The following is a 25,733-nucleotide window of genomic DNA, read 5'->3' on the forward strand; positions in this document are numbered from 1 at the left end:
TTCAAGCGAGTCCTGCCATGCCTGAAGTTCAAGCGAGTCCTGCCACGCCCGCTGCCGCGCTCGAGTTGGGCGCCACAGAATCCGCGGTGCCCGGTCCCGTGCCCACGTTCGACCAGTTCGGCCTGTCCGCCGACATCCTGCGCGCGGTGGTCGATTCCGGCTACACGATCCCCACGCCGATCCAGGCGCAAGCTATCCCCGTGGTGCTGGCTGGCCGCGACATGATGGGCGCCGCGCAAACGGGCACGGGCAAGACGGCGAGCTTTTCGCTGCCGATCATCCAGCGCCTGCTGCCCATGGCAAGCACGAGTGCATCGCCCGCACGCCATCCGGTGCGCGCGCTGATTCTCACGCCAACGCGTGAGCTCGCCGACCAGGTCGCCGCAAATGTGCAGGCATATTCCAAGCACACGCCGTTGCGCAGCACGGTCGTGTTCGGTGGTGTCGACATGAACCCGCAATCGGAAGCGCTGCGGCGCGGGGTTGAAATTCTGATCGCCACGCCTGGACGCCTGCTCGATCACGTTCAGCAGAAGACGCTGAATCTTGGCCAGGTGCAGATTCTCGTTCTCGACGAAGCCGACCGGATGCTCGACATGGGTTTCCTGCCGGATCTGCAGCGCATTTTGAATTTGCTGCCGAAGGACCGTCAGACGCTGCTGTTTTCGGCCACGTTCTCGGGCGAAATCAAGAAGCTTGCAGCGACCTATCTGCGCAATCCGCAAACCATTGAAGTCGCGCGCAGCAATTCCACGAACGCTAACGTGCGGCAGATCGTTTTCGAAGTCCCGGAAAGCGATAAATCTGGTGCCGTGACACAACTGATTCGTGAGCGCGGCCTGAAACAGGTGCTGGTGTTTTGTAACAGCAAGATCGGCGCGAGCCGGCTGGCGCGCGTGCTGGAGAAGGACGGGATTATTGCGACGGCGATTCACGGCGACCGTACGCAAGGCGAGCGGATGCAGGCGCTCGACGCATTCAAGAAGGGTGAGATCGAGGCGCTGGTTGCAACCGATGTGGCTGCCCGGGGTCTGGACATCACCGACTTGCCGGCAGTGATCAACTTCGACCTGCCGTTCAGCGCGGAAGATTACGTTCACCGGATTGGCCGTACGGGTCGCGCGGGCGCAACAGGCGACGCTTTGTCGTTGTGCAGCCCGAACGAGCGCAAGCAACTCGCCGATATTGAAAAGCTGATCAAGCGGCCGCTGGAAGTCATGGTGCTGAAGGTCGACGTGCCGGTGCGGCGCGAATCGTCTTCCGCTCCACGTCGCGAAGAGCGCTCGGGGCGGCCGGAGCGCGGTGAGCATCGGCATGCGCGCAGCGAGGAGCCGCGTCGTCGTTCGACGTCGTTCGAGCGTTCGCATTCGCGTCAGCAACCTATCGACGATTTCTTCCTGAAGCCGTACGAGCCGTCGGCGGCATCGACGAGAAAAACGCAGGACGACGCCGCTGCAGAAGCCGAACGCAAGAACACGCCGCGCCAGCCGCTGGCTGCGCTGCTCGGCGGCCTCGGTATGCCACGGAGAACGCCTTCGGGGTCTTGAGGTTATCGGCTGGTTGTCAAGGCCAGTGAAAGAACGATGAAGCGGCAGAGATGCCGCTTTTTTGTTTGCATCGCTTTATTTTCAACGCCCTAGAATCGCAAACCGCTTTGCCCACTGCGCCGTTACATCGGAGAAAAACGCTTCGAGCGAACCGGCCGGGGACGGGCGTAGACCAAGATGCTTCGCCGCTTGCGTCAACTCAACCAGCGGGGCTGCGGTATCAAGCGCCGTCGCACCCGTTTGCTTGCTGAGTTTCTCGCCGTGCTCGTTCACTATGACGGGCACGTGCAGATAAGTGGGCGTTGCAACGCCCAGGCAGCGCTGCAGATAAATCTGGCGCGCGGTCGAGTCCAGCAGATCGGCGCCGCGCACGATATGCGTGATGCCGGCATCCGCGTCGTCGACGACTACCGCCAGTTGATACGCCCACTCTCCATCAGCGCGCTTGAGTACGAAATCACCGACTTCGCTTGCCAAGTCCTGCGTCTGTATCCCTTGCCAGCGATCCTTGAAGCTCAGAACGGCGGCGTCGCCGTCTGGAACGCGCATGCGCCACGCGCGCGGTGGTTTTCCCTGCAGCCCGTTGCGACACGTGCCCGGATAAGCCAGCGTGGCGTGTCGGGCATGGCGGGTGTGGCTGTCAGCGAGGGAATCGACTATTTCGCGACGCGTGCAACCGCATGGAAACACGAAGCCGGTGGCCAGTAGTTGCGCGAAGGCCCCCTGATATGCAACTTCACGCTGGCTTTGCCATACCGGCGATTCGGCGGAAAACATGCCGAACCTGCCCAGCGTGTCCAGAATTTCCACGGCCGCGCCCGGCACCGTGCGCGGACCGTCGACATCTTCGATCCTGACCAGCCACGTTCCGCGATGAGCCCGTGCATCGAGAAAACTCGCCAGCGCGCTCACCAGCGAGCCGAAATGCAGCGGCCCCGTGGGTGAGGGCGCAAAACGGCCCCGATAGCCTGGTTGAGGGCTCATCCCGCCCGCCGACCCGTGAGTTTGAGTTGCAACGCGGTCATCAGATCAGCGCGGGGCGCGCGGCGAAAGGTCGTGCACCGCTGGCATGCCGGAAGCGTGCGCATCCTATTCGTGCCGGCCATGGTTCGGGCCGGGGAACGACGCCTGGCCGCCTGCCGTGATCGCGGCGTGCGCCTCGTCGGTATCGTCGGTATCGTCGGCATCGGCGGTATCGGCGGCATCGTCTTCCGTGGCCGGCGCGCCGGGCGTGGCCGATGCCGTTCGGTCCTCGCTGTTTTGCGCAATCGCCGCCGGTTCGAGCGCGGCATTCAACGCCGTCCGGTGATCGAATACAAAACACTCGCCGTGGTAATGCGCGCCGCCCACTTCCTCGAAGTATTTGAGAATGCCGCCCTCGAGTTGATAGACGTGGTCAATGCCCACTTCCTTCATGTGGATTGCCGCTTTCTCGCAGCGAATCCCGCCCGTACAGAACGACACCACTGTCTTGCCCTCGAGATCCGCGCGATGCTCCTCGATTACACCTGGAAACTCGCTGAATTTCGCGATGCGGTAATCGAGCGCCTGATCGAACGTGCCGACATCGACTTCGAACGCATTGCGCGTGTCGAGCATGACGACGGGACGGCCCTCGTCGTCATGTCCACGATCCAGCCACGACTTCAGCGTCGCCGCGCCGACGGATGGCGCCCGGCCTAGCTCGGGCCGGATCGCCGGCTTTTTCATGGTGATGATTTCGCGCTTCAGCTTGACGAGCATCTTGCCGAACGGCTGCGTCTCCGACACGCTTTCCTTGAACTGGAGATCGGCGAATTTGCCCTCGAAAAGCGGATCCGTACGAAGGTAGTCCATGAACGTGCCAATCTGCTCCGGCTCGCCCGCGACAAACAGGTTGATGCCCTCTGGCGCGAGCAGGATCGTGCCGCGCAGGCCGAGTGCCGCGCACCGGTCGACGATCAGCGGACGCCAGTCGGCGCCGCTCTCGATGGTCACGAACTTATAGGCGGAAAGGTTGACGATGCTCATGACGCAAATGCTCTTAAAGTGCTGGAAAACGGGCGTTGCCGGAGGAAAAAGCGGTTTCGGACGAGCGCCTGGGGCGTTCACCGAATCCGTATTATCCCGCAAACGGCGTGCGCTTCCGACTCGACCGATCGGCCGATGACCCCACGCCGATGCGGCACTTTTTTCATCCTGCTTGGATTAGCCCTGACCGAACGGCTAACGCAGCCTTCGGGGCGAATTTCGCGAATAGGCGCATGTACAATATCGTTCATGTCAGATCCCCGCTTTGTCCATCTTCGTGTTCACTCCGAATTCTCGATTGCCGACGGCATCGTGCGCCTTGACGACGTCGTTAAAGCCGCTGCCAAGGACGCTCAGGGCGCGCTCGCGCTGACCGATCTCGGCAACGCTTTCGGCCTCGTCCGTTTCTACAAGGAAGCGCGCAGCAAGGGTGTCAAACCCATTGCCGGCTGCGACGTCTGGATCACCAATCCTGCAGATCGCGACAAACCCGCGCGTTTGCTGTTGCTGGTGAAAAACCAGCGCGGTTATCTCAACCTCTGCGAGTTGCTGTCGAAAGCCTGGTTGACGAATCAATATCGCGGCCGCGCGGAAGTCGAGTACGAGTGGCTGGAAAGCGGATTGTCTGAAGGCTTGCTGGCGCTTTCGGGCGCGCAGTATGGCGATATTGGCATGGCGTTCGCCGCCGGCAATGATCAGGCGGCGGAGCGTCATGCCGGGCGCTGGGCTGCGCTCTTTCCAGGCGCGTTTTACATCGAATTGCAGCGCGCGGCATTACCGGGTGGCGAGACCTATATTCAACAGGCTGTCGCGTTGGCCGCGAAGCTCAAGTTGCCGGTAGTCGCCACGCACCCCATGCAGTTCATGACCCCGGACGACTTCACGGCGCACGAAGCCCGCGTATGTATTTCAGAGGGCGATATCCTTGCGAATCCGCGGCGTCAGAAGCGCTTTACGACCGAGCAATATTTCCGCACGCAAGAGGAAATGTGCGCGTTGTTCGCGGATATTCCGTCGGCATTGGCCAACACGGTCGAAATTGCGAAGCGCTGTAACCTGAAGCTCGAACTCGGCAAGCCAAAACTGCCGCTGTTCCCGACACCCGATGGCATGTCGCTCGACGACTACCTCGTGCATTTGTCGAAGGAAGGTCTCGAGAAACGGCTGGTTCAGCTTTATCCCGATGAAGCCGCGCGCGAAGCGCAGCGCGAGACGTATTACGCGCGCCTGGAATTCGAGTGCAAGACGATTATCGGCATGGGCTTTCCGGGCTACTTCCTGATCGTCGCCGACTTCATCATGTGGGCGAAGAACAATGGCGTGCCGGTCGGTCCGGGCCGTGGCTCGGGCGCGGGTTCACTGGTCGCGTACGCGCTGTTCATCACCGACCTCGACCCGCTCAAATACAACCTGCTGTTCGAACGTTTCCTGAACCCGGACCGTGTGTCGATGCCTGACTTCGACATCGACTTCTGTCAGGAAGGGCGCGATCGCGTCATTCAATACGTGAAGCAGAAATACGGCGCGGACGCCGTATCGCAGATCGCAACCTTCGGCACGATGGCGGCAAAGGCGGCCGTACGCGATATCGGACGGGTGCTCGACTTGGGCTATATGTTCACCGATGGCATCGCGAAGCTGATCCCGTTCAAGCCGGGCAAGCACGTGACCATCGCGGACGCGTTGAAGGAAGAGCCCACGCTGCAGGAACGCTTCGACAACGAAGACGAAGTGCATCAGCTGATCGAACTTGCGCAGCGCGTGGAAGGGCTGACGCGTAACGTCGGCATGCACGCGGGCGGCGTGCTGATCGCGCCAGGCAAGCTCACGGACTTCTGCCCGCTTTATACGCAGGGCGAGGACGGTGGTGTGGTTAGCCAGTACGACAAGGACGACGTGGAAGCGGTCGGGCTGGTGAAGTTCGACTTCTTGGGCTTGACCACGCTCACCATTCTGGACTGGGCCGAACGGTACATCCGCCGTCTGGATCCGTCGAAGAAAGACTGGAATTTGTCGCAGGTTCCGCTCGACGACCCCGCCTCGTTCCAGATCCTCAAGAAAGCGAACACGGTGGCAGTGTTCCAGCTGGAAAGCCGCGGCATGCAGGGCATGCTGAAGGATGCACAGCCTGACCGCTTCGAGGACATCATCGCGCTCGTGGCGTTATATCGCCCAGGCCCAATGGACCTGATCCCGAGCTTCTGCGCACGTAAGCACGGCCGGGAGATCGTTGAGTATCCCGATCCGCGTGTTGAGTCCGTCCTGAAAGAGACCTACGGCATCATGGTCTATCAGGAGCAGGTGATGCAGATGGCGCAGATTATCGGCGGATACTCGCTCGGTGGCGCCGACTTGCTGCGTCGCGCGATGGGCAAGAAGAAGGCCGAGGAAATGGCCGAGCATCGCGAACTGTTCCGGCAGGGCGCGGCGAAGAATGGACTGACCGCAGCAAAAGCCGACGAAATCTTCGACTTGATGGAGAAGTTCGCGGGCTACGGCTTCAACAAGTCGCACGCAGCCGCTTACGCGTTGCTCGCGTATTTCACGGCATGGCTCAAGGCGCATCATCCGGCCGAATTCATGGCGGCGAATATGTCGCTCGCCATGGACGACACAGACAAGGTCAAGATCCTGTTCGAGGATTGCCTGGCCAACAAGATGGCCGTGTTGCCACCGGACATCAACCAGTCGGCGTATCGGTTCGAGCCGGTGGCCGAAGCTGACGGCACCCGCTCTAAGACCATTCGATACGGTTTGGGCGCGGTGAAGGGCAGCGGGCAGAGCGCTATCGAAGAAATCTTGCGCGCGCGGGAAGAAGCGCCGTTCACCGATCTCTTCGACTTCTGCATGCGGGTGGATCGGCGCATGGTGAACCGGCGCACGGTGGAAGCGCTGATCCGTGCCGGTGCATTCGATTCGCTGCATGAAAACCGCGCGCAATTGATCGCATCCGTGCCGCTTGCAATGGAGGCGGCCGATCAAGCCGCGGCCAACGCCATGCAGTCCGGTCTCTTCGACATGGGCGACGAACCGCAGCAAGGCCACGACCTTCTCGACGAACCCATGTGGTCGGACAAGAAGCGTTTGCAGGAGGAGAAGAGCGCGCTGGGCTTCTACCTGTCGGGCCATCTCTTCGACGCCTACAAGACCGAAGTGCGGCGCTTCGTGCGCCAGAAGATTGGCGAATTGAAGGAAGGGCGCGACAAGCTTGTCGCAGGCGTGATCACCACCATGCGTACGCAGATGACCCAGCGCGGCAAGATGCTGATCGTGAATCTGGACGACGGCACCGGCCAGTGCGAAGTGACCGTCTACAACGAGCAGTTCGAAGCGAACAAGGCGCTCTACAAGGAAGACGAGTTGCTGGTCGTGCAGGGCCAGGCGCGTAACGACGCGTTCACCGGCGGCATTCGCTTCACGGTGGAAGCGGCAATGGATCTCGAACGCTCACGCAGCCGCTATGCGCAGGCGGTGAAGGTGGAGATGAACGGCAACGCCGACGCACTGCGGCTGAAGAAAGTGCTGGAAGCGCATAGCGCACCCCCTGAGCAAGCGGCCGCGCCGGCGGCGGTGCAGGCACCGTTACGTGGAGGCTCGCGAGGCGGTGATCGTGATGGCGGCCGCGGGCAGCGGCAGCCCGTGCAGATCCCGAATGGCCTGAACGTGAGCATTGTGTATCGCAGCGAGCATGCGGAGGGCGAAGTACGGCTCGGCGACGCCTGGCGCGTCAAGCCGACCGACGACCTCATCACGGCGTTGCGCGGCGAATTCGCGGGAAGCTCAATCGAAATCGTGTATTGATGCGCGCCGGGATGAAAGTCGCCATCTCCAGCAACGCGCTGAAACTAAGCGGTGGACTTGAACGTTACGCGCTCGACCTCATTCGAGGGCTCAATGCGGCCGGATTCACCGGCGAGCGCAAGCCGGTGTTTTTCGCGCGCAAGATTGATACGTCGCAGCCGGAAAGCCAGATGGTCGATGCGCGCCGGATCAACGTGTCGTTCCTGCCTTCCAAGCTGCGCGACACGTATTACAACTGGGCGCTCAAACGGGCGCGCAAGAAAGCGCGGGTGGATCTGCTGATTGGTTGCAATCGTGTGGAGTCCTCCGAAATAGCGATTTGCGGCGGTACGCATATCGGCTTTCTCGCCGCGAGCGGACGGCACGAGCGTCGCTCGGACAGCCGCCAGATCGCGCTGGAGCGTTTGCAATACCAGCAAGCCAGTGTGATCGTCGCGCACTCGGAAATGATGCGCGACGAATTGCGCTCGCTGTACAACGTGCCGGATACAAAAATCCATGTCCTCTATCCACCCGTGGATGGCACGCAATTTTCTCCGGCACCGCCCAACACACGCGCTGAGTTGCGCAAGCAATTTAGTTTCGCCGATCACGAAATCGTGCTGCTGTTTCCGTCGAGCAGTCACGAGCGCAAAGGGTTGCCGCTGATCGAGGCGGCGCTGCGTGAGAGCGCCTTGCCGGTGGTGGTCGCGGTGGCCGGGCGGCCGCCCGCGCAGACCTCGGAGCGGGTGCGCTATATCGGCTACGCAAAAAATATAGAGGACGCTTATCGGGCTGCGGATTTCACTGTGCTTGCCTCGAAGTACGAGCCGTTCGGGCTGGTCGGTATCGAATCCGTGATGTGCGGTACGCCGGTGATTTTCCCAACCAGCGTAGGCTGTTGCAGCGCGATTGCGGACGACGCGAAATTTACCTTCCAGCCGGGCGATGCAGATGGCCTGCGGCACGCCGTCCGGCGCGCACTGGATGCGAAAAATACCAAGGTGTCGGTGGCATCCATTCTCTACGACACCAGCATTGCCGCGCACATTGCGTCGTTGCTGGCGCTCGCCGGGGGCGTCGTTGCCGACCTGCCGGTCAGCGCATCCGGTTCAGCTCAGCGAGCTTGAGAAAGCGGTAATACACGGTCTGCGCATTGAACACGGCAATCATGAAACCCGCGCGGCCGTCGAGAAAACCGCGTCGCAGAACGTAGGTACGAACAAAGGCCCACGCTCCGCGCAGCACCGCAGTGCCCAAACTGCCGCGTTTGCCCGCCGCGTGGCGTTGTCGGGCGCCGGCCGTGGAGTAGTTATCCAGCTTGCGCAGGACGGTCTCGAAGTCTTCGTAGGAATAGTGCATCAGCTTGCCCTGCAGACGCGCGACCCTGGTTGCGCCCGGGTTCGTCAGCACCAGCCGCTCGTGCACGAGGTCATCGGAGAAACGGGCTGTGCCTCGTTTGAACAAACGCGGAATCCAGTCCGGATACCAGCCGCTGTGCCGCACCCATTGCCCGCAAAAATTCGACAGCCGGTCGACCGCGTAGGCCTCGGCTTGCGGCTTCGCAAGCGCCGCGCGGATCGCGGCGCCCAATTCCGGCGAGACCACTTCGTCGGCGTCGATGGACAGCACCCAGTCCGTCGTGAGCGCATCGAGCGCGCGATTTTTTTGCGGCCCGAACCCCGGCCAGTCGGGGGCCTCGATCACGCGCGCACGATGTGCCTCCGCGATGCCGACAGTTGCGTCGGTACTGCCGCCGTCGATCACGACGATTTCATCGGCGAAGGAAACTGCTTCGAGACACTGCGCGAGGCGCGCGGCTGCATTGAAGGTAATCAGGGCAATACCGAGCGTTGGACGAGTCATGGGGCTTAAGCGTGGGGTATGCGAATTGCTAGAATTTGATGCGAAAAGTTTCAGCGGTGAATGCTGCGTCTATAGTCGCTGTGTCGCTGTCTCGTTGCGCTGTCTCGTCCATAACAGGGCGTGCGGGGCTTGGCGAGGCCGGGTGAATTTACGCCAGACGCGTTGCGCATCAATCTTGGCCGCCCGGCCACCGTTATACCAGACCAGTGGCCGCATGCTCTGGTTGCCAGCGCCACGGACCTGAAACCGCTGACAGCCGTGAATTCCCGTGAGTCCGAATCCGCTGCCGGAAAAGACGCGAACGCGAGCACGTACACGCCCGCGGCCTGACGCACGAGAATCAGCTCACTAAACAGCGCGAGAAACAGACGAAACGCAGGGTCTGCAACCCGGAATCCAGCGCTCGGCGCCATTCACCTTGAGACTATCAAGATTCACTCGGAGTTCGCCATAGCAATGAAACCGCTGAGAATTCTACACAGCGAATCGTCCAACGGGTGGGGCGGTCAGGAACATCGGACGTTCAAGGAGATGCTCGCGCGGCGCGAACGCGGTCATACGCTCGAACTTGTGTGCGTGGCGGGTGCGCGGCACGGCGAGCGTCTTCGGGCGGAAGGCTTTACAGTCCACACCACGACCATGCGTTCAGGCGCCGACGTCAACGCTGCGCACATGCGCCACATTCTCAAGCAAGGCCGCTTCGATATGCTAAGTACTCACAGTGGCCGCGACAGCCCGCTCAGCGGCGCTGCCGCGCGGTACTCGGGCACAGCTTCACGACCCGCTTGCGGATGCGGTGGAAGCATTCGATGAATACGGCGTGACGCTGACCGGTTTCGACGCGCTGCAACCCGCCGATCTGATCGTCCTGGCGGTTCCGCATCGCGATTTCCTGGTGGAACCGGACGCGTTGCTGGCGCTGGCGAACCTAGGCGCCGTGTTCGCCGATGTCAAAATCCAGCCTGCCGATCGACGCCATCATTGCGGCCGATCTTGTAGCATGGAGGCTATGAAAACGCGGAAAACCCGGGCTCAGCGCGACCAACCGGCATAATCTGGATTTAACGTAGGAACGCCACCCGATGAGCCGACTTTCCGGACGCGTGCGCATCTTCGCTCGCGCGTTGCCCCGGCTGGCGTTGAAGCCGCTGCGCCGCAAGCCTCAAGTCTTGAAGCGCATCCTGATCGCGCACCATTTGCTGCTCGGCGACACGCTGCTACTCACGCCGCTCGTCGCGAAACTACGCGCACAGCATCCTGGCGCGCAGATCGTGCTGACCTGCCCCAAGCCGATCGTGCCGCTCTATGCGGGCAGGCCGTTTGGCATCGAAGTCATCCCCTTCGATCCGCGCGATTTCCGCTCGGTCAATGCGGTGCTGCGTTCGGGGCCGTACGATCTCGGTATCGTGGCCGGGGATAATCGACACGCGTGGCTTGCATTGGCCGCGGGGTGCCGCTGGATCGTCGGGCATGCTGCGGACACGCCGGCCTGGAAAAATGCGCCGCTCGACGAAGCAGTGCCGTATCCCGACGTGGCCGCAGCATGGGCGGATCTCGCGACCGAACTGGTGGCGGGGCCGCCGCCGCGGCCGTATCGGCTGAGCGACTGGCCGGCGCCTGCGCCCGCCGCGTTTTCAGAACCTGACGCGCGCGTGTTGCGAAGTCCTTACGTGGTGTTACATCCGGGTGCGAGCACGGCGGTCAAACGCTGGCCCGATGACCGCTGGAAAGCACTGGCGGCGTTCGTCGAAGCACGGGGTTTCACGCCTGTGTGGAGTGGCGGCCCGAGCGAGACGGCGCTGATCGATGCCATTGATCCCGATGCCCGCTATCCAAATTTCGCGGGCCGGATCGATCTGGGACAGGTGTGGCATCTGTTCTCCGGCGCGCGGGCGATCGTCTGTCCCGACACGGGCGTGGCACACCTCGGGCGTCTGACCGGCGTGCCGACGGTTACATTATTCGGCCCCGGTAACGCGCTGATACATGGCGCGGGAAATTACTGGCGCGATGCGCCGTTCATGCCGGTTACTATCGCGGACATGCCGTGCCGCGACGAACCGAATATTTTCAGACGGCACGTGGCTTGGGCTCGCCGCTGTGACCGCAACGCGACAACGTGCGTCGCATGGCGCGGTGACCATGCGGACTGCATGGGATTTATTTCGCTTGAGGTCGTCTGCAACAGCTTGCAGGCGGTCCTTCCGGGAGTGCAATGACGAAGACGTGCAAGCAGGTGGAACGCGTTCTGTGGGTGGCGTGTCCAGTGATTATGTTTGTCGCGATGTTTGCCCACATGACTGCGCTCGAGAACATGGCGCTGGTGCTGGTGGGTATCGGCACGATCGCCGCGGCTTGTTCTTCGGCGCGGCCGTCGCCGCTGCACTGGCCGCTGCTGTGGCCTATCGTGGCCTGGAGTGCGTGGGCGCTTGCGTCCATCGCGTGGTCGCCATATCCGCGCGACAGCATGCACGCCTGGCTCGACGAAGTGTTGTATCCGCTGGTGTCGTTCTTCGCGTTCTGGCTAATGGGCACGCGCACGACCAAGCCCGAGCGGATGGTGTTGATAAACTGGGTGGCCTGCGTGCTGCTGGCCGCCGGCAGCCTGTATTACTGGGGCCGTTTGCAGCCTCCCACGAATCCCACTGACCTCCTTCTCCACTATTACAACCGCGTTGGCCACACGAGCACGCTTGTCATCTTTTCGATGACGCTCTTCACCGGCCTGATGCTGAACCGCCGCTGGTGGCCGATCGGCCTGAGCGGGCTGGTGCTTGCTCTGGTCATTGGGCTGGCAACGCTCAACCGTTTCTTCTGGCCGGCCGCGGCCGTGACGCTCGTGATTGCGTGTTACCCGTTGTACCGGAAACACGTACTGGTCGCGGGCGTGTGCGTGGCGGTGATCTGCGTGGCGGCGATCGGCACGCTCGAATTGAGCGCGCGGCTGCGTTACGGCCATTCCATGCCGAAACCTGCTGCACGGGAGCTGAAGGTAGGCGGGGACCAGATGTACGTACCCGAGGCGCTGGCAGGCATTGGCGACGTCATGTCTTCCGATACCCGTCCCAAACTGTGGGCGTTCTACGGCCGGGAAGGGGAGTCGCATACGTGGACGGGCATTGGTTTCGGCAAGCCGTTGCCGGGGCGGGTATTTCAAAACGAAATACCGCCTGCGTTGTTGGAGACTGAACCCCAGGCGCTCACGCATGCGCACAACCTGTTTTTGAATACGTGGCTGGAGACGGGGATAGTGGGCGTGGTGCTGGAGGCTGCGTTGCTGATTGCGTTGATCCGGCGATTTTGGCGGCTGCGGCATGTGGTGCCCTGGCTGAGTGCGGCGGGCATGGCGCTGGTCATCGGAATGATTGCAAAGAATTTCACCGACGACTTCATGTGGCAGACCACCGCGCTTGCCTTTTGGTGTTTTTCAGGGTTCCTGCTCGGTCGCGGCGAGCGCTTGGCGGGGAGGGTGGCGCCGGCGCGACGCGCTTTGTCGCAGCAGTAGCGGCACGACTTCAACCCTGCTGCGGCCCTCGCCGGGACGTGCCTCTTGCCGTGCCTCTCACTGTGCCTCTTACTGCGCCTCTTACTGAGACAAGAGAGTCCGGCGCATTACAATAGCGGTTTGCCGTGTCGGCGGGGTTCAGCGCGCTCAGAGCCGCCCCAAGAGCAGGGTCAGTCCTGCTCCGCCCGCCTTCCCACCCCGGATCCACGACTAAGGAAACCTTTTGAGTCAGAAGCCAACTTTGAGCAAGACGATCGGCAGCGGGCAGACCACGTCGCCGGCCGCCGTGATGAGCCGGCTCTGGCCGTACATCCGTCCCCTGATCTGGATTGTCGCGTTGGGCTTGATCTCCATGGGTTTCGTCGCCGCGAGTGAGGCCGGAATCCCGATGCTGCTCAAGCCGCTGCTCGATCATGGCTTTGGCGCGAAAGGCAGCGCCAACGCCAAGTGGATCGTGCCGGCCGCCGTGGTCGGCCTGGCCGTCGTGCGGGGCGGCGCGCAGTACGCGTCAGGCTACTTGCTGGCCTATGTCACCAACAAGATCCTGCTCGAACTGCGTCTGAAGATGTTCGACCGGATGATTCACACCAGCGCCGGTTTCTTCCAGCGGGAAACGGCCAGCACGATCATCAACGCCATCGTGTTCGAGGTGAACCAGATCCTCAACGTGCTCCAGAGCGTAGTCGTCACACTTGTGCGCGACTCGCTGACTGTTGTGTTCCTGCTCGGCTACCTGTTCATCCTCAATTGGCGGCTGACGCTGGTGATCGCGGTGATCCTGCCGGCTATCGGCTGGCTGGTGAGCAAGATCAATCGCCGGTTGCGGCGGCTCAATCGCGAGTCGCAGTTGCTGACGAACGAACTGTCGTACATCGTGGAAGAAACCGTTGGCGGTTATAAGGTCGTCAAGGTGCACAACGGTCAGCGCTACGAAAACGACCGTTTCACCGAAATGAGCAATCGCCTGCGCGGTTACCAGATGCGCATGACGGTGTCCGGCGGTCTCGCGCAGCCGCTCACGCAGTTCCTGGCATCGATTGCGCTCGCGATCGTGATCACCATCGCCGTGGTGCAGTCGGCAAACGACCAGACGACCGTCGGCGGGTTCGTGGCGTTCGTCACGTCCATGCTGCTGGTCATCTCGCCGCTCAAGCACCTGATCGATATCAACCAGCCGCTGCAGCGCGGCATGACGGCGGCGGAACTGATCTTCGGTCTTATCGATGAACCCGCCGAGCCCGAAGGCGGCGGCCGGCCGCTCGAGCGCGCTCGCGGTGAGGTGGAGTTCCGGGAGGTGTCGTTCAGTTATGGATCGACCGGGACGCCAACGCTCGATGCGATCTCGTTCAAGATCGCTCCCGGCGAAATGGTGGCGCTGGCCGGTGCGTCGGGAAGCGGCAAGACCACGCTGGTCAACCTGTTGCCTCGTTTCTTCGATCCCGCCAGCGGCGCAGTACTGGTCGACGGCGTGCCGCTCACCGAGTACAGCCTGCACGATTTGCGCGGACAAATGGCGATGGTGAGCCAGGACGTCGTGCTCTTCAACGACACGATCGCGGCCAACGTTGCGTACGGCCAGACCCCGGATCGCGAGCGGGTGATGGCGGCGCTGGCTGCGGCGAATCTCGCCGATGTCGTCGCGGCCATGCCCGAGGGCGTGGACACACGCGTGGGCGGCAATGGCATGCGCCTGTCGGGCGGGCAGCGGCAGCGGCTGGCAATTGCTCGGGCGATCTACAAGGACGCACCTATTCTGATCCTGGACGAAGCGACGTCCGCGCTCGATTCCGAGTCCGAACGGCACGTGCAGGAAGCCTTGGAAACACTGATGAAGGGGCGCACGACGCTGGTGATTGCGCACCGCCTTTCGACCATTGAACGTGCCGACCGGATTCTGGTGATGGACGCCGGGAAAATCGCGGAGCACGGCAGCCACGCCGAATTGCTGCGCCAGAACGGGCTGTACGCAAACCTTCACCGGATCCAGTATCAGCAGCAGGCAGCCTGACGCTTTTTCGTTTTAATCGATGCGCGCCCCTGGTCGGAACGGCTACGGGCGCGTTTTGTTTTGGGGAGCGTGCAGGCGCCCGCTCCGCTATGAACGAACGGGTTTGCGAACCCGCCGCGCGTTATCCAGCCCCGCAGGCCAGGGCGATCCATTGCACTATGGACGAACAGCCGCCGTTGGAGTGGCCGTCGCGCGTCTTTGCAGCTTCTTGCGATACATCAACGTCCATACCGTGAGCGCGCCATAGATGGCATAGCCGATGAACGGCGAAACGACCAGGAAACGCTCGATCGGCCAGTGCCACGCCAGCCAGCTTCGAAGCGCATTCTCGCCCGTCAGGCCGAGACCCCAAACGGCCGTCATCAGACGAATCGATCGACGCAGCGCAGGACGCTCATCCCAGAGCGCTTCGAAGCGTGCCGCGCCACCTTCGCCTTCACGCGCGACGGTTGCCCGAGCGAGGTAAAAGGTGAGCGGACGCCGCATTGCGAGGGACAGCAGGAACACGATGCCGATAGCACCGGAGGCCATCGATTCACGCATCAGCAGCAACCGTGGACTGCCCCCGAGCGCCATCAGTACGACGGACAGCGCGATCCCGAGCAGGACCAGCACGCTGAGGGCATCGACGCGACGGGTTCTCGCGAACTCCACGAGGCTCCAGACGACAGGGGGCACCGCAGAGGCGTACAGCGCGCCGAGCTCGCCCCAATGCGGCAACGCGAGCCGATACGCAAGCCACGGCAATACGAGATTGACTCCGAGTTCAACGACAAGACCTGCGCGTATCTTCATGGCGAAAGGGTGCTGAAAAAGAGAAGGGACAGCACGGCGCGAGCGATCCTCATTGCGTGAACACGGACACGATGATCGCCAGCCACAGCGCGCCTACGCCGCCCAAAAACGCGTGACGTGCGAGCCGCAAGCGGGACTCATCGTCTGGGCGCTGTGTGGGTGACGTGGCGAGCCAGGGCACCGAACCCAGGCATGCAAATCCGGCGAGTGCCAGCAGGGCGACGCAGACATCGCCTGAGCGCCAATGCGAGCCCTCATGAATACCCCAATAACCGAGGAACACGATACCAATGGAGAACACCGTCGATGCGGCCGAACTGAGTGCCTGGACTGATCCCGCTGGAAATTGCATGACCTGCCTCCCGACACGCGTGAAAGCACGCGAGATGTCGCCATCATAGGTGAAACGGATCGGGGGAAAGGGGATGCTGCAAAGGTCGAGCGGGAGTGCCGGCGCCTGGAGGCGGCGCATCGGGTCAGGCTCAGCGATTGTCTCCACGTAGCGCGCTTTCGCTCATGCTTTTCGCACATGATTTTCGCTCGTGATCTCGCTCGTGATCTCGCTCGCGCCGTCAAGGGCAGAACCCACCCCCGAAGCGCGCGAAATTATCCCTCTCCGCTATCCCTCTCCGCTATTCCTCTTCGCTATCCCTCTTGCGAGCCTTGAACGTCGCGACGCGGCGCCTCGGACTCTACGTCTGCCGTGACCTTCTCCCGTGTCATCGACCTCACGCGGTCTTGAATAAACCGTTGCCCCGACACGACGATATAAAACGCAAGCGGCGTGAACACCAGCCCCAGCACGGTCGCTGTAATAGCACCGCCGAATACGCCGGTCCCGATCGATCGCCGGCTCTCCGCCCCGGCGCCGCTGGACGCGAGCAAAGGCACGACGCCCAACAAAAACGCCGCCGATGTCATCACGATCGGCCGGAAGCGCGCACTTGCCGCCGCGACAATTGCGTCCTTCAACGGCGCGCCATCGGCGTACAGGGTGCGCGCGAACTGCACGATCAGGATCGCGTTTTTCGCCGATAACCCAATCACCGTGATCATGCCGACCTTGAAGTAGACATCGTTCGGCATGCCGCGCAGAAGCATCGCGATCACTGCGCCAATCACGCCCAGCGGCACGATCGTCAGCACCGCGAGCGGAATGGTCCAGCTCTCGTAAAGCGCCGCGAGCGCCATGAACACGGCCAGTAGCGACAAGCCAATCAGGATGGGCGTCAGGCGCGCGGCACGCGTCTCTTCAAGCGCCGAGTCGGTCCAGTCGAAACCCACGCCCACCGGCAGCGCTTGCGCGAGCCGCTCCATCTCGGCCATCGCCGCGCCGGAGCTGATGCCGTTGGCGGGACGGCCGCTGACATCGAGTGAAGGCGAACCGTTATAGCGCGTGAGGACCGTCGGTCCGGTCGTCCAGTGCAGCGCCGCCACGGACGACAACGGCACCATCTGCCCCGCGGCATTACGCACCGAGAGGTTCATGAGACTGTCTTCGGTCATGCGCGACGACGCGTCGGCGGCGACCATCACGCGGCGCATACGGCCGCCCGAAGGGAAGTCGTCGATATACGACGAGCCAAAGGTGTTCCCGAGCGCGTCGCCGATCTTGTCGAACGAAACGCCCAGCGCATAAGCCTTCGCGCGGTCAACGTCCAGTACGATGCGCGGCGCGTCCGGCAACGCTTCCGAGTGCACATCGGCGAAAGCGGGATTGTTGCGAGCCTGCTGGAAGAGTTGTTCGCGTGCGGCGCTCAGCGCTGCAATGCCAATGCCGCCGCGATCTTCCAGCCGCATCACAAACCCTTCCGAATGGCCCATGCCGGGCACCGACGGCGGCATCTGGGCAGCCACGTCGCCATCCATGATCTTCGAGAGCGAGCGGTTCAGCGTGTCGCGCAGCGTGGCCGCGTCGGCGTCCCGCGCTGACCAGTCCTTCAGATCGACAAAACACATGGCCACGTTCTGGCCGCTGCCCTGGAAACTCCAGCCAACCACACTCGTCACGTTCGCCACCGCCGGCTCGCGTTTCAGGATCGCTTCCGCCTGCTCGACGACGGCGAGCGTGCGGGCCTGCGTAGCGCCTGCCGGCAATTGCACCATCACCTGGAGCTGCGCCTGGTCTTCCTGAGGCAAGAAGCCGCCCGGCATATGCAGATAGAGCGCTGCGCACGCGCCGGCCAGCACGAGATACACCACGAACATGGGACCCGCGCGGCGCAGCACACGTGCAACGAGCCCGCGATATCCCCGCGAGGTCCAGTCGAAGGCCGCCGTGAAGCCGAACGAACGGTTACTGGCCTCGTGTGAACCGCGCGAGCCATGCGATCCGTGAGCACCATGCCGCAAGGCACTCCGCGGTGGCGCTTTCAGGAGGGTCGCGCACAGCGCCGGCGTCAGTGAAAGGGCCGTGAACGCGGACACGAGAATGGACGCGATCATCGCGACCGTGAACTGCCGGTAAATCCCGCCGACACTGCCGGGAAAAAACGCCATCGGCACGAATACGGCGGTCAGCACGGCGGTAATACCGACGATCGCGCTGCCCATCTGCTGCATCGCCCGGCGCGTGGCCGCGCGTGGCGCAAGACCCTCTTCGCGCATCACGCGATCGACGTTCTCGACCACGACAATGGCATCGTCGACCAGGATCCCGATCGCCAGCACCATCGCGAACATGGTGAACACGTTGATCGACATGCCGAGCACATAAAGCGCCAGCAGCGAGCCGGTCAACGCAACCGGAATGACCACGGTGGGTATCAGCGCATAACGCAGGTCGCGCAGGAATAACCACATGACCAGGAACACCAGCAGCACGGCTTCGAAGAGTGTCAGCGCCACTTCGTGCAGCGCGACGTGGACGAACTTGGAACTGTCGAACGGAATCTCCACGGCCGTGCCCGGCGGCAGGCTACGCGACAGTTCCGCAAGCTTCGCGCGGATCGCGCCGGAGGTTTCCATCGCGTTGCCTTGCGGTGAGAGCCGGATACCGACCGTTGCCGCTGACTTGCCGTTCAGCCGCGAAAACGACGCGTAGCTGTCGCGGCCCAGTTCCACCCGCGCGACATCCTTTAACCGAACAGCCGATCCATCCGTGCGCGCTTTCAGCACGATCTCGCCGAATTCGGCCGGCGAGATCAATTGCCCCCTGACCGTGACCGACGCCGTCAATTGCTGGCCGGTGACGAATGGCACGTCGCCGAGCGTGCCGGCCGTGACCGTCGCGTTTTGCGCTGCGATGGCCTGCGTGACATCGGCGGCGGCGAGGTTGTATTCGCGCAGTTTCATCGGGTCGATCCAGACCCGCAACGCCTCTCCGGCATCCCACAATTCGGCTGAGCCAACGCCCGGCGCGCGCTTCAGGTCGCGCAGCATATAGCGGTTGACGTAGTCGCTCAGTTCCACGGAATCGCGGCGTCCATCAGTGGACGTGAGCGCGACGAGCATCAGGAATGTGCCCGTCGACTTGAAGACGCTGATGCCTTGCTGCACGACTTGCTGGGGCAGGCGTGACTCGATCTGCTTCATCCGGTTCTGGACATCGACCATGGCGATGTCCGGGTTGGTACCCGCCGAAAACGTGGCCGCGATCTCGAGTTCGCCCAGGCTGTCGCTGGTGGTTTCGTAGTATTGCAAGCCTTCGGCGCCGTCCAGGCTTTCTTCGATCACGCTCGCAACCGTGTTGTCCACGCTTTCTGGCGATGCGCCCGGATACATCGCGTCAATCACGATGCGCGGCGGTGTCAGCCGCGGATATTGGGCGACAGGCAGAAAGGGCGTGACCAGTGCACCCGCCACGAAAATGGCCAGGGCAACAATCCACGCAAAAACCGGACGATCGATGAAAAAAGACGGCACGCGGGTCCTGATAATTCAATGAGGTTTATTGAAGGCTACCGGGATTGCCGATCTTCATCGAGGGTCGTCGTGGCCGGAATGCCGGGTCATTACCGCCTTGACCGCCAGTGACAACCTATCCGGAATTACGCCAATCTTGCGTGGCGAAACGTTGCGTCGAGATTATTGCGCCGGGATCGTTGCGCCGGGATCGTTATCGCTCGATAAGCGAGCTTTGAAACTTGGCGACTGTGTGGTTCGTGTTGGCTTTGTCCACGTGTCAGCGGAGTGATCTTAAAAACTTAAAATAATTGTGTCCAGCATTATTAACCAACGACCTCTTTGAGACCCCTTTTCACCGGCGATTCTCGCTGATCAAAGTAATTTTCATTATTATTTAATATTGAAAGGTGAGGGGATCATGTCTTTGAGGCATAGACTATTATTAAATGTGATATTCGAGCGTGCACGTTGCGGGCGATCAGGTTCAAAACCAGTCAATCTTGATAAATGATTGTCGACAGGTCGTTCCCGGCCTGTCGAACCTGGATCATTCATCAGCCAAAGCGGGAGGTCTTGCTCGAAGCCGCTTGCTCCAGCATTGAAATGACGGCATCTATATGGCCGATGCGCTTGCGCTGCGCCGGCATGAGGCTCATCGATAATACGGAATCAACACGGTTTCGCCAATATGATAGAGACAACCCGTGACTTGATGCAATCCGGTTGATTATCTGTTCCAGATGCGCGAGATCGGTTTCTAGGAGTAGGTGATTCATTATTTTTCCCGGTAGCGCCGTCATTTTTGCGGTCGCTGGTTATTGCCATCCGGTTCAACGCTTTTATATGCGTTGTAAAGCCGGTACGGCTTCGTGCTTCACTAAAATCCGGCCCCGACAAGTTCAATAAGAGCCGCTTCGCCGTGACACTGGTCAATGTCTGGCACGCAGGGCTTCACGCATGAGTCGTGCCACACGATGCCCCGTTCCGGGGAAACGCTACCGGCCCTTTGCTGACAATGTCTGGCGGGGGACAGAAAGTTTTTGGAGAGCGTCAAATGGCGATCATGCGCGTGGACTGCCGTTCCGACGTTACGCCTTGCCACGTTACGTCTGTTCGGCGGGTGAACGAGAGAGGTAGTGACGCAAACGATAAACCGATCGTGCGTGCTAATTTAGGATGTCTCACCGCTGGCGATTTGAATTGCCGCAGTATTGTTTCGATAAAACATACCGATAAATTCCCGTTGATCAACGTTATCAATAATAATTAATACCGAATCGGGGTCTCGGCATTCCGCAGTGATCAACAAATACCTCTGCAGAAATTAAACGCGTGATTAATCAAGAATCTTCTCTTCGCAGAGTTCAATAAGGATTAATATTGTTGAAATAAAGCAGGCGGCGATAACGTCGTTATTACCTGTTTCTATCTCGCGAGAAGGAAGGACACCCGGCGCGGATGGCCCAGGAAGCAGACTTGCAAATCGCTCTTGACCGTGCGGTTTGCGAATGCTCGAAAGGAGCCTCCCATGACCATTAGCAAGCCGCCTGGCGTCCGGATCATTTCATCCTCCCAATCCTTGCCGAATCCCGATCCAGTCGACTTCCCGATTGTGGGCATCGGCGCGTCGGCGGGTGGAATCCAGGCGTTGATGCGTCTGCTCCAGGGTATGCCGGCGGACGGCGGCATGGCGTTCGTCGCCGTGTTGCATATATCTCCGAATCACGCGAGCCATGTTGACGAAGTGCTGCGACGCTCGGTTTCCATGCCGGTCGTGCAGGTCTTCGGCACCACGCCGATTGAAAAGAACACGGTCTACCTGATTTCACCGTCGAACGACTTATCACTCGCGGACGGTTGTCTTCATGTCGTCCCGAGCGACCCGGCGCGACGCCGGCCGGTCGCGATCGACCTGTTTTTCCGGAGTCTGGCGGACGCGCACCGGGCACGCTCGATCAGCATCATCCTCTCGGGGATGGGCAGCGACGGCTCCTTGGGCATTGCACGGATCAAGGAACAGAACGGCATAAACATCGTGCAGGACCCGATGGACGCGGAATTCGACGAAATGCCGCGCAATGCGCTGGCAACCGGGTTCGTCGATATCGTGCTTGCAGTCGAGCGGATGCCCGCCCGCCTGATCGAGTTACGCGACAACGCGCGCGTGATGAAAGCGCTTCACGCCGCTGACGACTCGCCGCTAGACGAACCGGGTATTGAGTCCGGCATTGATCCAGCCGTCCCGGACGCCGATATTGACGTGCTGCAGGCATTGCTGACCATCCTGCGCATCCGCACTGGCCATGACTTCCGGCACTACAAGCGCGGCACGGTGATGCGGCGCATCGAGCGGCGGCTGCAAGTGAACGGCGTAGCCGATCTGATCGGGTATAAGCGGTTTATCGAAACGCATCCTGAAGAAACGACTGCGCTTCTGAAAGACATGCTGATCGGCGTGACGAATTTTTTCCGCGACCGCAAATCGTTCGATGCCCTGGCGCAGCAGGTGGTGTCGAACCTCTTCACAGTGCGCCCGCTCGACGAGCCCGTGCGGGCGTGGTCGGCGGGGTGCTCGACAGGAGAGGAGCCGTACTCGCTGGCGATGCTGCTGAGCGAGCACGGGCCGGCCCACGGCAAATTTCCGCTGATCCAGGTGTTTGCCACGGATGTCGACGCGAGTGCAATCGAGACGGCGCGTGCGGGCGTTTATGCCGGATCGATCGTGGCGGACGTATCGCCCAAGCGGCTAAGCCGCTTTTTCATGAAGCCCGGTGGCCGTTACCAGGTGAGCAAGGAATTGCGTCAAAAAGTGGTGTTCGCTATCCACAACATCCTGAGCGATCCGTCGTTTTCGGGCATGGACCTTATCTCGTGCCGCAACCTGCTCATCTACCTCGATAGAACCGTCCAGCGTCAGGTGCTGGAAACGTTTCACTTTGCGCTGCGGCCGGGCGGTTTTTTGTTTCTCGGCGGCTCGGAATCTATCGAAATTGCAAGCGACCTGTTCGAGCAAGTGGACAAGCGCAACCACATTTATCAGTCGAAACGCATGGGTACCCGCGCCATGCCGCCGCTGGCGCTCATCCGCCCCGCGATCTTCGACGTCCCCAGGCGCCCCGGTTTGGGACGCGAGACGCCGGCGTCGCTGGCGGCGTTGCGTCAGCGCGTGTTCGAGCGCTATGCGCCGCCTAACGTCACCGTGGATTGCGATGGCGCGATCCTGCATATGTCCGATCACGCGGGACGTTTCCTGCAGTATGTCAGCGGCGAGCCTTCGCGCAATCTGCTCACGCTCGTCAACCCGGAGCTTCGCGTGGAGTTGCGCAACGCGCTGCATCGCGTATTGCGCGACGGCGACAGCGTAGTGTCGCGGCGCGTGCGCTTTTCGCGCGGCGAGACTTCGTCGTTCGTCAATATATCGGCACGGTTGTTCAAGGATGACGGCAGCGGCGAAGATGTGATCGTCGTGTTCTTCGACGAAATCGAGAACGAGATTGCCGGGCAACAGGTCGTGCCCGTGAGCGACGCCTCCGCCTGCGCCGGTGCCGATGCGGACAAACTCATCGATCTTGAACATGACCTGCATCGCGCGCAGACGCAGATGCATTCGTCGATGGAAGACGCCAGTGCGTTCGCCGAGGAGTTGATGGCGTCGAATGAAGAGTTACAGGCGATCAACGAAGAACTGCGCTCGACCACCGAGGAACTGGAAGCGGGCAAGGAAGAGCTGCAGTCGGTCAATGAAGAACTGGTCACGGCGAATCTCGAACTCTCGGACACCGTCGCCGAGACGGCCAAGGCGAACGATGACCTGCGCAACCTGATTTCATCCACTGGCATTGCGACGGTGTTCGTCGATCGCGAGATGCGTATCAAGCGATATACGCCGCCGGCGGTCGGGCTCTTCAAGCTGATTGCGTCGGACATCGGGCGGCCGTTGCCCGATCTCACGCATCGGCTCGACTATCCGCAAATGGCCGCCGATGCACGCGCGGCCTTCGACACGCTCACGTTCACCGAACGCGAGATCCGCACGGATCAAGGCGAGTGGTTTCTTGCGCGGGTGCTGCCGTATCGCACAGCGGACGATCAGATTGACGGAGCAGTCATCACGCTGATCGACATCACGGCACGCCGGGCGGCCGAAGCGGCGGTGCGCAGCAGTGAAGAACGCTTGCGGCTGGCGGCCGTTACCACGAACGATTACGCGATCATTGTGCTGGATATGGACGGGTTGATCGTCACGTGGAACGGCGGGGCACAACGCATTTTTGGTTATGCTGCAAGCGAAGTGCGGGGCCAGCCGCTCGATCTGATCTTTCTCCCCGACGATCTTGAAGCGTGTGTACCTTTGCTCGAGCGGCAACGCGCCACGCTGGCCGGTCGTGTCGAAGACGAGCGCTGGCACGTGCGCTCCGACGGCACCGAAATCTATTGCAGCGGGGTCACCACGCCGATCGAGTCGGATCAGTTCCGCGGTTACGCGAAGATTGCTCGCGATGTCACCAACAAGACCGGCGTCGAGAGCCAGAAGCAACTCGCACTCACGCTCGAACGCGCAATCCGTGCGCAGTCCGAAGCGGCGAACCGGTTGAAGGACGAGTTCTTTTCGGTGTTGTCGCATGAGCTCAAAAACCCGCTCAACCTGATTCACGTAAAAGCCGAATTGCTCACGCGCCTACCCGACGCGCGGGACATCTCAAGCGTGCAGGATGCCGCAGATGCCATCCAGCGCGCCGTCGAGGGGCAGGCCAAGATCATCGACGACTTGCTCGACCTGTCGCGCGTGCGCACCGGCAAGCTTGCGCTCCGGTTCGTGCCGGTGGAGGTCGCGTCGGTCCTGCACGCGGTCGTGGCCGCGAGCGCGGCCGATGCGCAGGCGGGTGAGATCGCGTTGTCGGTGACGGGCACCGATGCCGCCGTGATGATTCATGCCGATGCCGAACGCGTCGAGCAGATGGTCTGGAATCTCGTGCGCAACGCGCTGAAGTTCACGCCGCCTGGCGGGTGGGTGCGGATCGCCTTATCGAGGCAAGGCGGGTTTGTATGTGTCGAGGTGGCGGATACGGGGCAGGGTATCGATCCTGGCTTCCTGCCACGTATCTTCGAGATGTTCAGCCAGGCCGATGGCGGCGGCCGTCGTGATCGGGGTGGTCTTGGGATCGGGCTGTCGCTCGTGAAGCAACTTGCGGAGTTGCACGGCGGGCATATTGAAGCGGAGTCAGCAGGGCAGGGACAAGGGGCGCGCTTCCGGCTGTGGCTGCCGGAGAACGCGCCGTCGCTACCGGTGCAGGCACCGCGTGAATACGTCGATCCGGGCATCTTGAGGGGCCTGCGCGTGTTGCTCGTCGATGATTCCATCGACGCGTTAGAGGCGTTTCGTACGCTGCTTGAAATGGAGGGAGCGCGGGTGCGTGCCGAGCCAAGCGCCGAGCAGGCGCTTGAAGCGATGGCGCAGCAGGAGTTCGATGTGGTGCTGTCCGATATCGGCATGCCGGCCATGAACGGCTACGAGATGATCGAGCAGATGCGAAAGGCACCCCGGACCGCGCGGCTGCCTGCCCTTGCGCTCACCGGATTCGGCCGTGAACAGGATGTCACCCGGGCGCTCGCTGCCGGGTTTGACGGTCATTTGAGCAAGCCGGTTTCGCTAAATGGGCTAGTCGCGGCGATTGCCCGGAGTTTGCCGAGGTGAGGGGGCTCGTGTCAGCCAAAGACGGCTGCTGTTTGCAATTCGTTAGCGTTGCGCTGACACTTATCGGGTACGCGAAAGACGCCGCCAATGCACTCAAAACAATGCCGCGTAACGTCGCTGCGACGATTCCAGTCGAAGATAACGGTGCTTGCGAACGATCCGTATTCGGCTGCCAAATGTGAAGAAGCTAACCGGACGCGATGGCTATTTGTTACGTGTTGGTGACTGGCGTGTTTTGTTTGAAATCGACGATGGCAAACTGCTGATCCTGGTCCTTGCCGTCAGACCTCGAGGAGGGGCTGACGAATGACTACCATTCAATTTATCGAGCGTGACTGTCGTGCTGAATTCGCGATCGTGCCTATCGAAAACTGGAACCGTGTCGCGCCGTTGATCGAGGATCTCGATGACGAAGCGCTTTTTGATCAAGCGAAAGCAGCCGACGATGGTTTGCACTGCCAGTCTTTGCGCTTGATGCTGAGTTGGCCGGCGCGCACCCAATACGCGCCTGGCGCGAATATCGCAATCTCACTCAGGACGCGTTGAGCGAAGCATCTGGCATTAGCAAGCCGTATTTGAGCCAGATCGAAAGTGGGAAGCGAAACGGCACCTTCAAAAAACTTGCTGCTATAGCCAGGGTGCTCTCCGTGCCCGTGGATATCCTTGCGCAGCAGTAGCATA

Annotated in this window: 19 protein-coding genes; 12 read left to right on the top strand and 7 right to left on the bottom strand. The window is 61.4% G+C overall.

What is annotated here, in order from left to right:
• Nucleotides 1–17 precede the first annotated feature (17 nt).
• Nucleotides 18–1,547, top strand: a complete 1,530-nt coding sequence (locus BSU04_RS11360; protein ID WP_089160698.1) for a DEAD/DEAH box helicase — start codon at nucleotides 18–20, stop codon at nucleotides 1,545–1,547.
• 81 nt (nucleotides 1,548–1,628) lie between these two features.
• Here the strand turns inward: BSU04_RS11360 and gluQRS are convergent, their stop codons facing one another.
• Nucleotides 1,629–2,531 (bottom strand): tRNA glutamyl-Q(34) synthetase GluQRS, encoded by a 903-nt coding sequence (gluQRS, locus tag BSU04_RS11365; protein ID WP_089160699.1) that lies wholly within the window; start codon nucleotides 2,529–2,531, stop codon nucleotides 1,629–1,631.
• 105 nt (nucleotides 2,532–2,636) lie between these two features.
• Nucleotides 2,637–3,557: a sulfurtransferase gene (locus BSU04_RS11370; RefSeq protein ID WP_089160700.1), complete on the bottom strand. Its 921-nt coding sequence runs from the start codon at nucleotides 3,555–3,557 to the stop codon at nucleotides 2,637–2,639.
• Nucleotides 3,558–3,797: 240 nt separating this feature from the next.
• Here BSU04_RS11370 and dnaE point away from each other — a divergent pair, with 240 nt between their 5' ends.
• Nucleotides 3,798–7,358: a DNA polymerase III subunit alpha gene (dnaE, locus tag BSU04_RS11375; RefSeq protein ID WP_179258294.1), complete on the top strand. Its 3,561-nt coding sequence runs from the start codon at nucleotides 3,798–3,800 to the stop codon at nucleotides 7,356–7,358.
• Between the two features lie 11 nt (nucleotides 7,359–7,369).
• Nucleotides 7,370–8,467: a glycosyltransferase family 4 protein gene (locus BSU04_RS11380; RefSeq protein ID WP_089160757.1), complete on the top strand. Its 1,098-nt coding sequence runs from the start codon at nucleotides 7,370–7,372 to the stop codon at nucleotides 8,465–8,467.
• On the opposite strand, the gene BSU04_RS11385 is transcribed toward BSU04_RS11380, so the two are convergent.
• Complete coding sequence (locus tag BSU04_RS11385; RefSeq protein ID WP_089160702.1) at nucleotides 8,436–9,203, bottom strand: glycosyltransferase family 2 protein; 768 nt, start codon at nucleotides 9,201–9,203, stop codon at nucleotides 8,436–8,438. The genes BSU04_RS11380 and BSU04_RS11385 overlap by 32 nt on opposite strands.
• 456 nt (nucleotides 9,204–9,659) lie before the next feature.
• On the opposite strand from BSU04_RS11385, the gene BSU04_RS46410 reads away from it, so the two are divergent.
• The 5 genes from BSU04_RS46410 to msbA all read left to right on the top strand — a co-directional run bounded on the left by BSU04_RS46410 (nucleotide 9,660) and on the right by msbA (nucleotide 14,716).
• On the top strand, nucleotides 9,660–10,016 hold the full coding sequence (locus BSU04_RS46410; RefSeq protein ID WP_179258291.1) for a hypothetical protein: 357 nt from the start codon (nucleotides 9,660–9,662) through the stop codon (nucleotides 10,014–10,016).
• Nucleotides 10,000–10,257, top strand: a complete 258-nt coding sequence (locus tag BSU04_RS11390; protein ID WP_179258292.1) for a hypothetical protein — start codon at nucleotides 10,000–10,002, stop codon at nucleotides 10,255–10,257. Before BSU04_RS46410 ends, BSU04_RS11390 begins: the two co-directional genes overlap by 17 nt.
• A gap of 28 nt (nucleotides 10,258–10,285) precedes the next feature.
• On the top strand, nucleotides 10,286–11,422 hold the full coding sequence (locus BSU04_RS11395) for a glycosyltransferase family 9 protein (RefSeq protein ID WP_089160704.1): 1,137 nt from the start codon (nucleotides 10,286–10,288) through the stop codon (nucleotides 11,420–11,422).
• On the top strand, nucleotides 11,419–12,708 hold the full coding sequence (locus tag BSU04_RS11400; protein WP_089160705.1) for an O-antigen ligase family protein: 1,290 nt from the start codon (nucleotides 11,419–11,421) through the stop codon (nucleotides 12,706–12,708). The genes BSU04_RS11395 and BSU04_RS11400 overlap by 4 nt, the downstream gene beginning before the upstream one ends.
• A 289-nt stretch (nucleotides 12,709–12,997) precedes the next feature.
• Nucleotides 12,998–14,716 carry a lipid A export permease/ATP-binding protein MsbA gene (gene msbA / locus BSU04_RS11405; protein WP_179258295.1) on the top strand — a complete coding sequence of 573 codons (1,719 nt, stop codon included), beginning with the start codon at nucleotides 12,998–13,000 and terminating at the stop codon, nucleotides 14,714–14,716.
• Nucleotides 14,717–14,872: 156 nt separating this feature from the next.
• Here the strand turns inward: msbA and BSU04_RS11410 are convergent, their stop codons facing one another.
• From BSU04_RS11410 to BSU04_RS45320, 4 genes are all read right to left on the bottom strand, one after another.
• On the bottom strand, nucleotides 14,873–15,511 hold the full coding sequence (locus tag BSU04_RS11410) for a VC0807 family protein (RefSeq protein WP_089160707.1): 639 nt from the start codon (nucleotides 15,509–15,511) through the stop codon (nucleotides 14,873–14,875).
• A 49-nt stretch (nucleotides 15,512–15,560) separates the two neighbouring features.
• On the bottom strand, nucleotides 15,561–15,863 hold the full coding sequence (locus tag BSU04_RS11415) for a hypothetical protein (protein ID WP_089160758.1): 303 nt from the start codon (nucleotides 15,861–15,863) through the stop codon (nucleotides 15,561–15,563).
• Between the two features lie 293 nt (nucleotides 15,864–16,156).
• Nucleotides 16,157–19,375: a multidrug efflux RND transporter permease subunit gene (locus BSU04_RS11420; RefSeq protein WP_089160708.1), complete on the bottom strand. Its 3,219-nt coding sequence runs from the start codon at nucleotides 19,373–19,375 to the stop codon at nucleotides 16,157–16,159.
• A gap of 536 nt (nucleotides 19,376–19,911) precedes the next feature.
• Nucleotides 19,912–20,133, bottom strand: coding sequence for a hypothetical protein (locus tag BSU04_RS45320; protein WP_144021198.1), 222 nt, complete (start codon nucleotides 20,131–20,133; stop codon nucleotides 19,912–19,914).
• 752 nt (nucleotides 20,134–20,885) lie between these two features.
• Here BSU04_RS45320 and BSU04_RS11425 point away from each other — a divergent pair.
• From BSU04_RS11425 to BSU04_RS47495, 4 genes are all read left to right on the top strand, one after another.
• Nucleotides 20,886–25,052, top strand: a complete 4,167-nt coding sequence (locus BSU04_RS11425; protein WP_089160709.1) for a CheR family methyltransferase — start codon at nucleotides 20,886–20,888, stop codon at nucleotides 25,050–25,052.
• A 178-nt stretch (nucleotides 25,053–25,230) separates the two neighbouring features.
• Nucleotides 25,231–25,362, top strand: a complete 132-nt coding sequence (locus tag BSU04_RS47485) for a type II toxin-antitoxin system RelE family toxin (RefSeq protein WP_256982499.1) — start codon at nucleotides 25,231–25,233, stop codon at nucleotides 25,360–25,362.
• A complete protein-coding gene (locus tag BSU04_RS47490; protein WP_256982500.1) occupies nucleotides 25,359–25,598 on the top strand; it encodes a hypothetical protein in 240 nt (79 codons plus the stop codon). The genes BSU04_RS47485 and BSU04_RS47490 overlap by 4 nt, the downstream gene beginning before the upstream one ends.
• Entirely contained in the window at nucleotides 25,595–25,729 is a 135-nt protein-coding gene (locus tag BSU04_RS47495) for a helix-turn-helix domain-containing protein (protein ID WP_256982502.1), read from the top strand. The genes BSU04_RS47490 and BSU04_RS47495 overlap by 4 nt, the downstream gene beginning before the upstream one ends.
• Nucleotides 25,730–25,733 lie beyond the last annotated feature (4 nt).

The organism is Caballeronia sordidicola (genome assembly GCF_002220365.1).
Classification (GTDB): domain Bacteria; phylum Pseudomonadota; class Gammaproteobacteria; order Burkholderiales; family Burkholderiaceae; genus Caballeronia; species Caballeronia sordidicola_C.

Bases quoted from the DNA above. Each gene is read 5' to 3' on its own strand.
- BSU04_RS11410 (WP_089160707.1), bottom strand. From the start codon at position 15,511: ATGAAGATACGCGCAGGTCTTGTCGTTGAACTCGGAGTCAATCTCGTA.
- msbA (WP_179258295.1), top strand. From the start codon at position 12,998: ATGAGCCGGCTCTGGCCGTACATCCGTCCCCTGATCTGGATTGTCGCG.
- BSU04_RS11380 (WP_089160757.1), top strand. From the start codon at position 7,370: ATGAAAGTCGCCATCTCCAGCAACGCGCTGAAACTAAGCGGTGGACTT.
- BSU04_RS11400 (WP_089160705.1), top strand. From the start codon at position 11,419: ATGACGAAGACGTGCAAGCAGGTGGAACGCGTTCTGTGGGTGGCGTGT.
- BSU04_RS11425 (WP_089160709.1), top strand. From the start codon at position 20,886: ATGACCATTAGCAAGCCGCCTGGCGTCCGGATCATTTCATCCTCCCAA.
- BSU04_RS11360 (WP_089160698.1), top strand. From the start codon at position 18: ATGCCTGAAGTTCAAGCGAGTCCTGCCACGCCCGCTGCCGCGCTCGAG.
- BSU04_RS11415 (WP_089160758.1), bottom strand. From the start codon at position 15,863: ATGCAATTTCCAGCGGGATCAGTCCAGGCACTCAGTTCGGCCGCATCG.
- BSU04_RS46410 (WP_179258291.1), top strand. From the start codon at position 9,660: ATGAAACCGCTGAGAATTCTACACAGCGAATCGTCCAACGGGTGGGGC.
- BSU04_RS11385 (WP_089160702.1), bottom strand. From the start codon at position 9,203: ATGACTCGTCCAACGCTCGGTATTGCCCTGATTACCTTCAATGCAGCC.
- BSU04_RS45320 (WP_144021198.1), bottom strand. From the start codon at position 20,133: ATGAATCACCTACTCCTAGAAACCGATCTCGCGCATCTGGAACAGATA.
- BSU04_RS11395 (WP_089160704.1), top strand. From the start codon at position 10,286: ATGAGCCGACTTTCCGGACGCGTGCGCATCTTCGCTCGCGCGTTGCCC.
- gluQRS (WP_089160699.1), bottom strand. From the start codon at position 2,531: ATGAGCCCTCAACCAGGCTATCGGGGCCGTTTTGCGCCCTCACCCACG.
- BSU04_RS11370 (WP_089160700.1), bottom strand. From the start codon at position 3,557: ATGAGCATCGTCAACCTTTCCGCCTATAAGTTCGTGACCATCGAGAGC.
- BSU04_RS47490 (WP_256982500.1), top strand. From the start codon at position 25,359: ATGACTACCATTCAATTTATCGAGCGTGACTGTCGTGCTGAATTCGCG.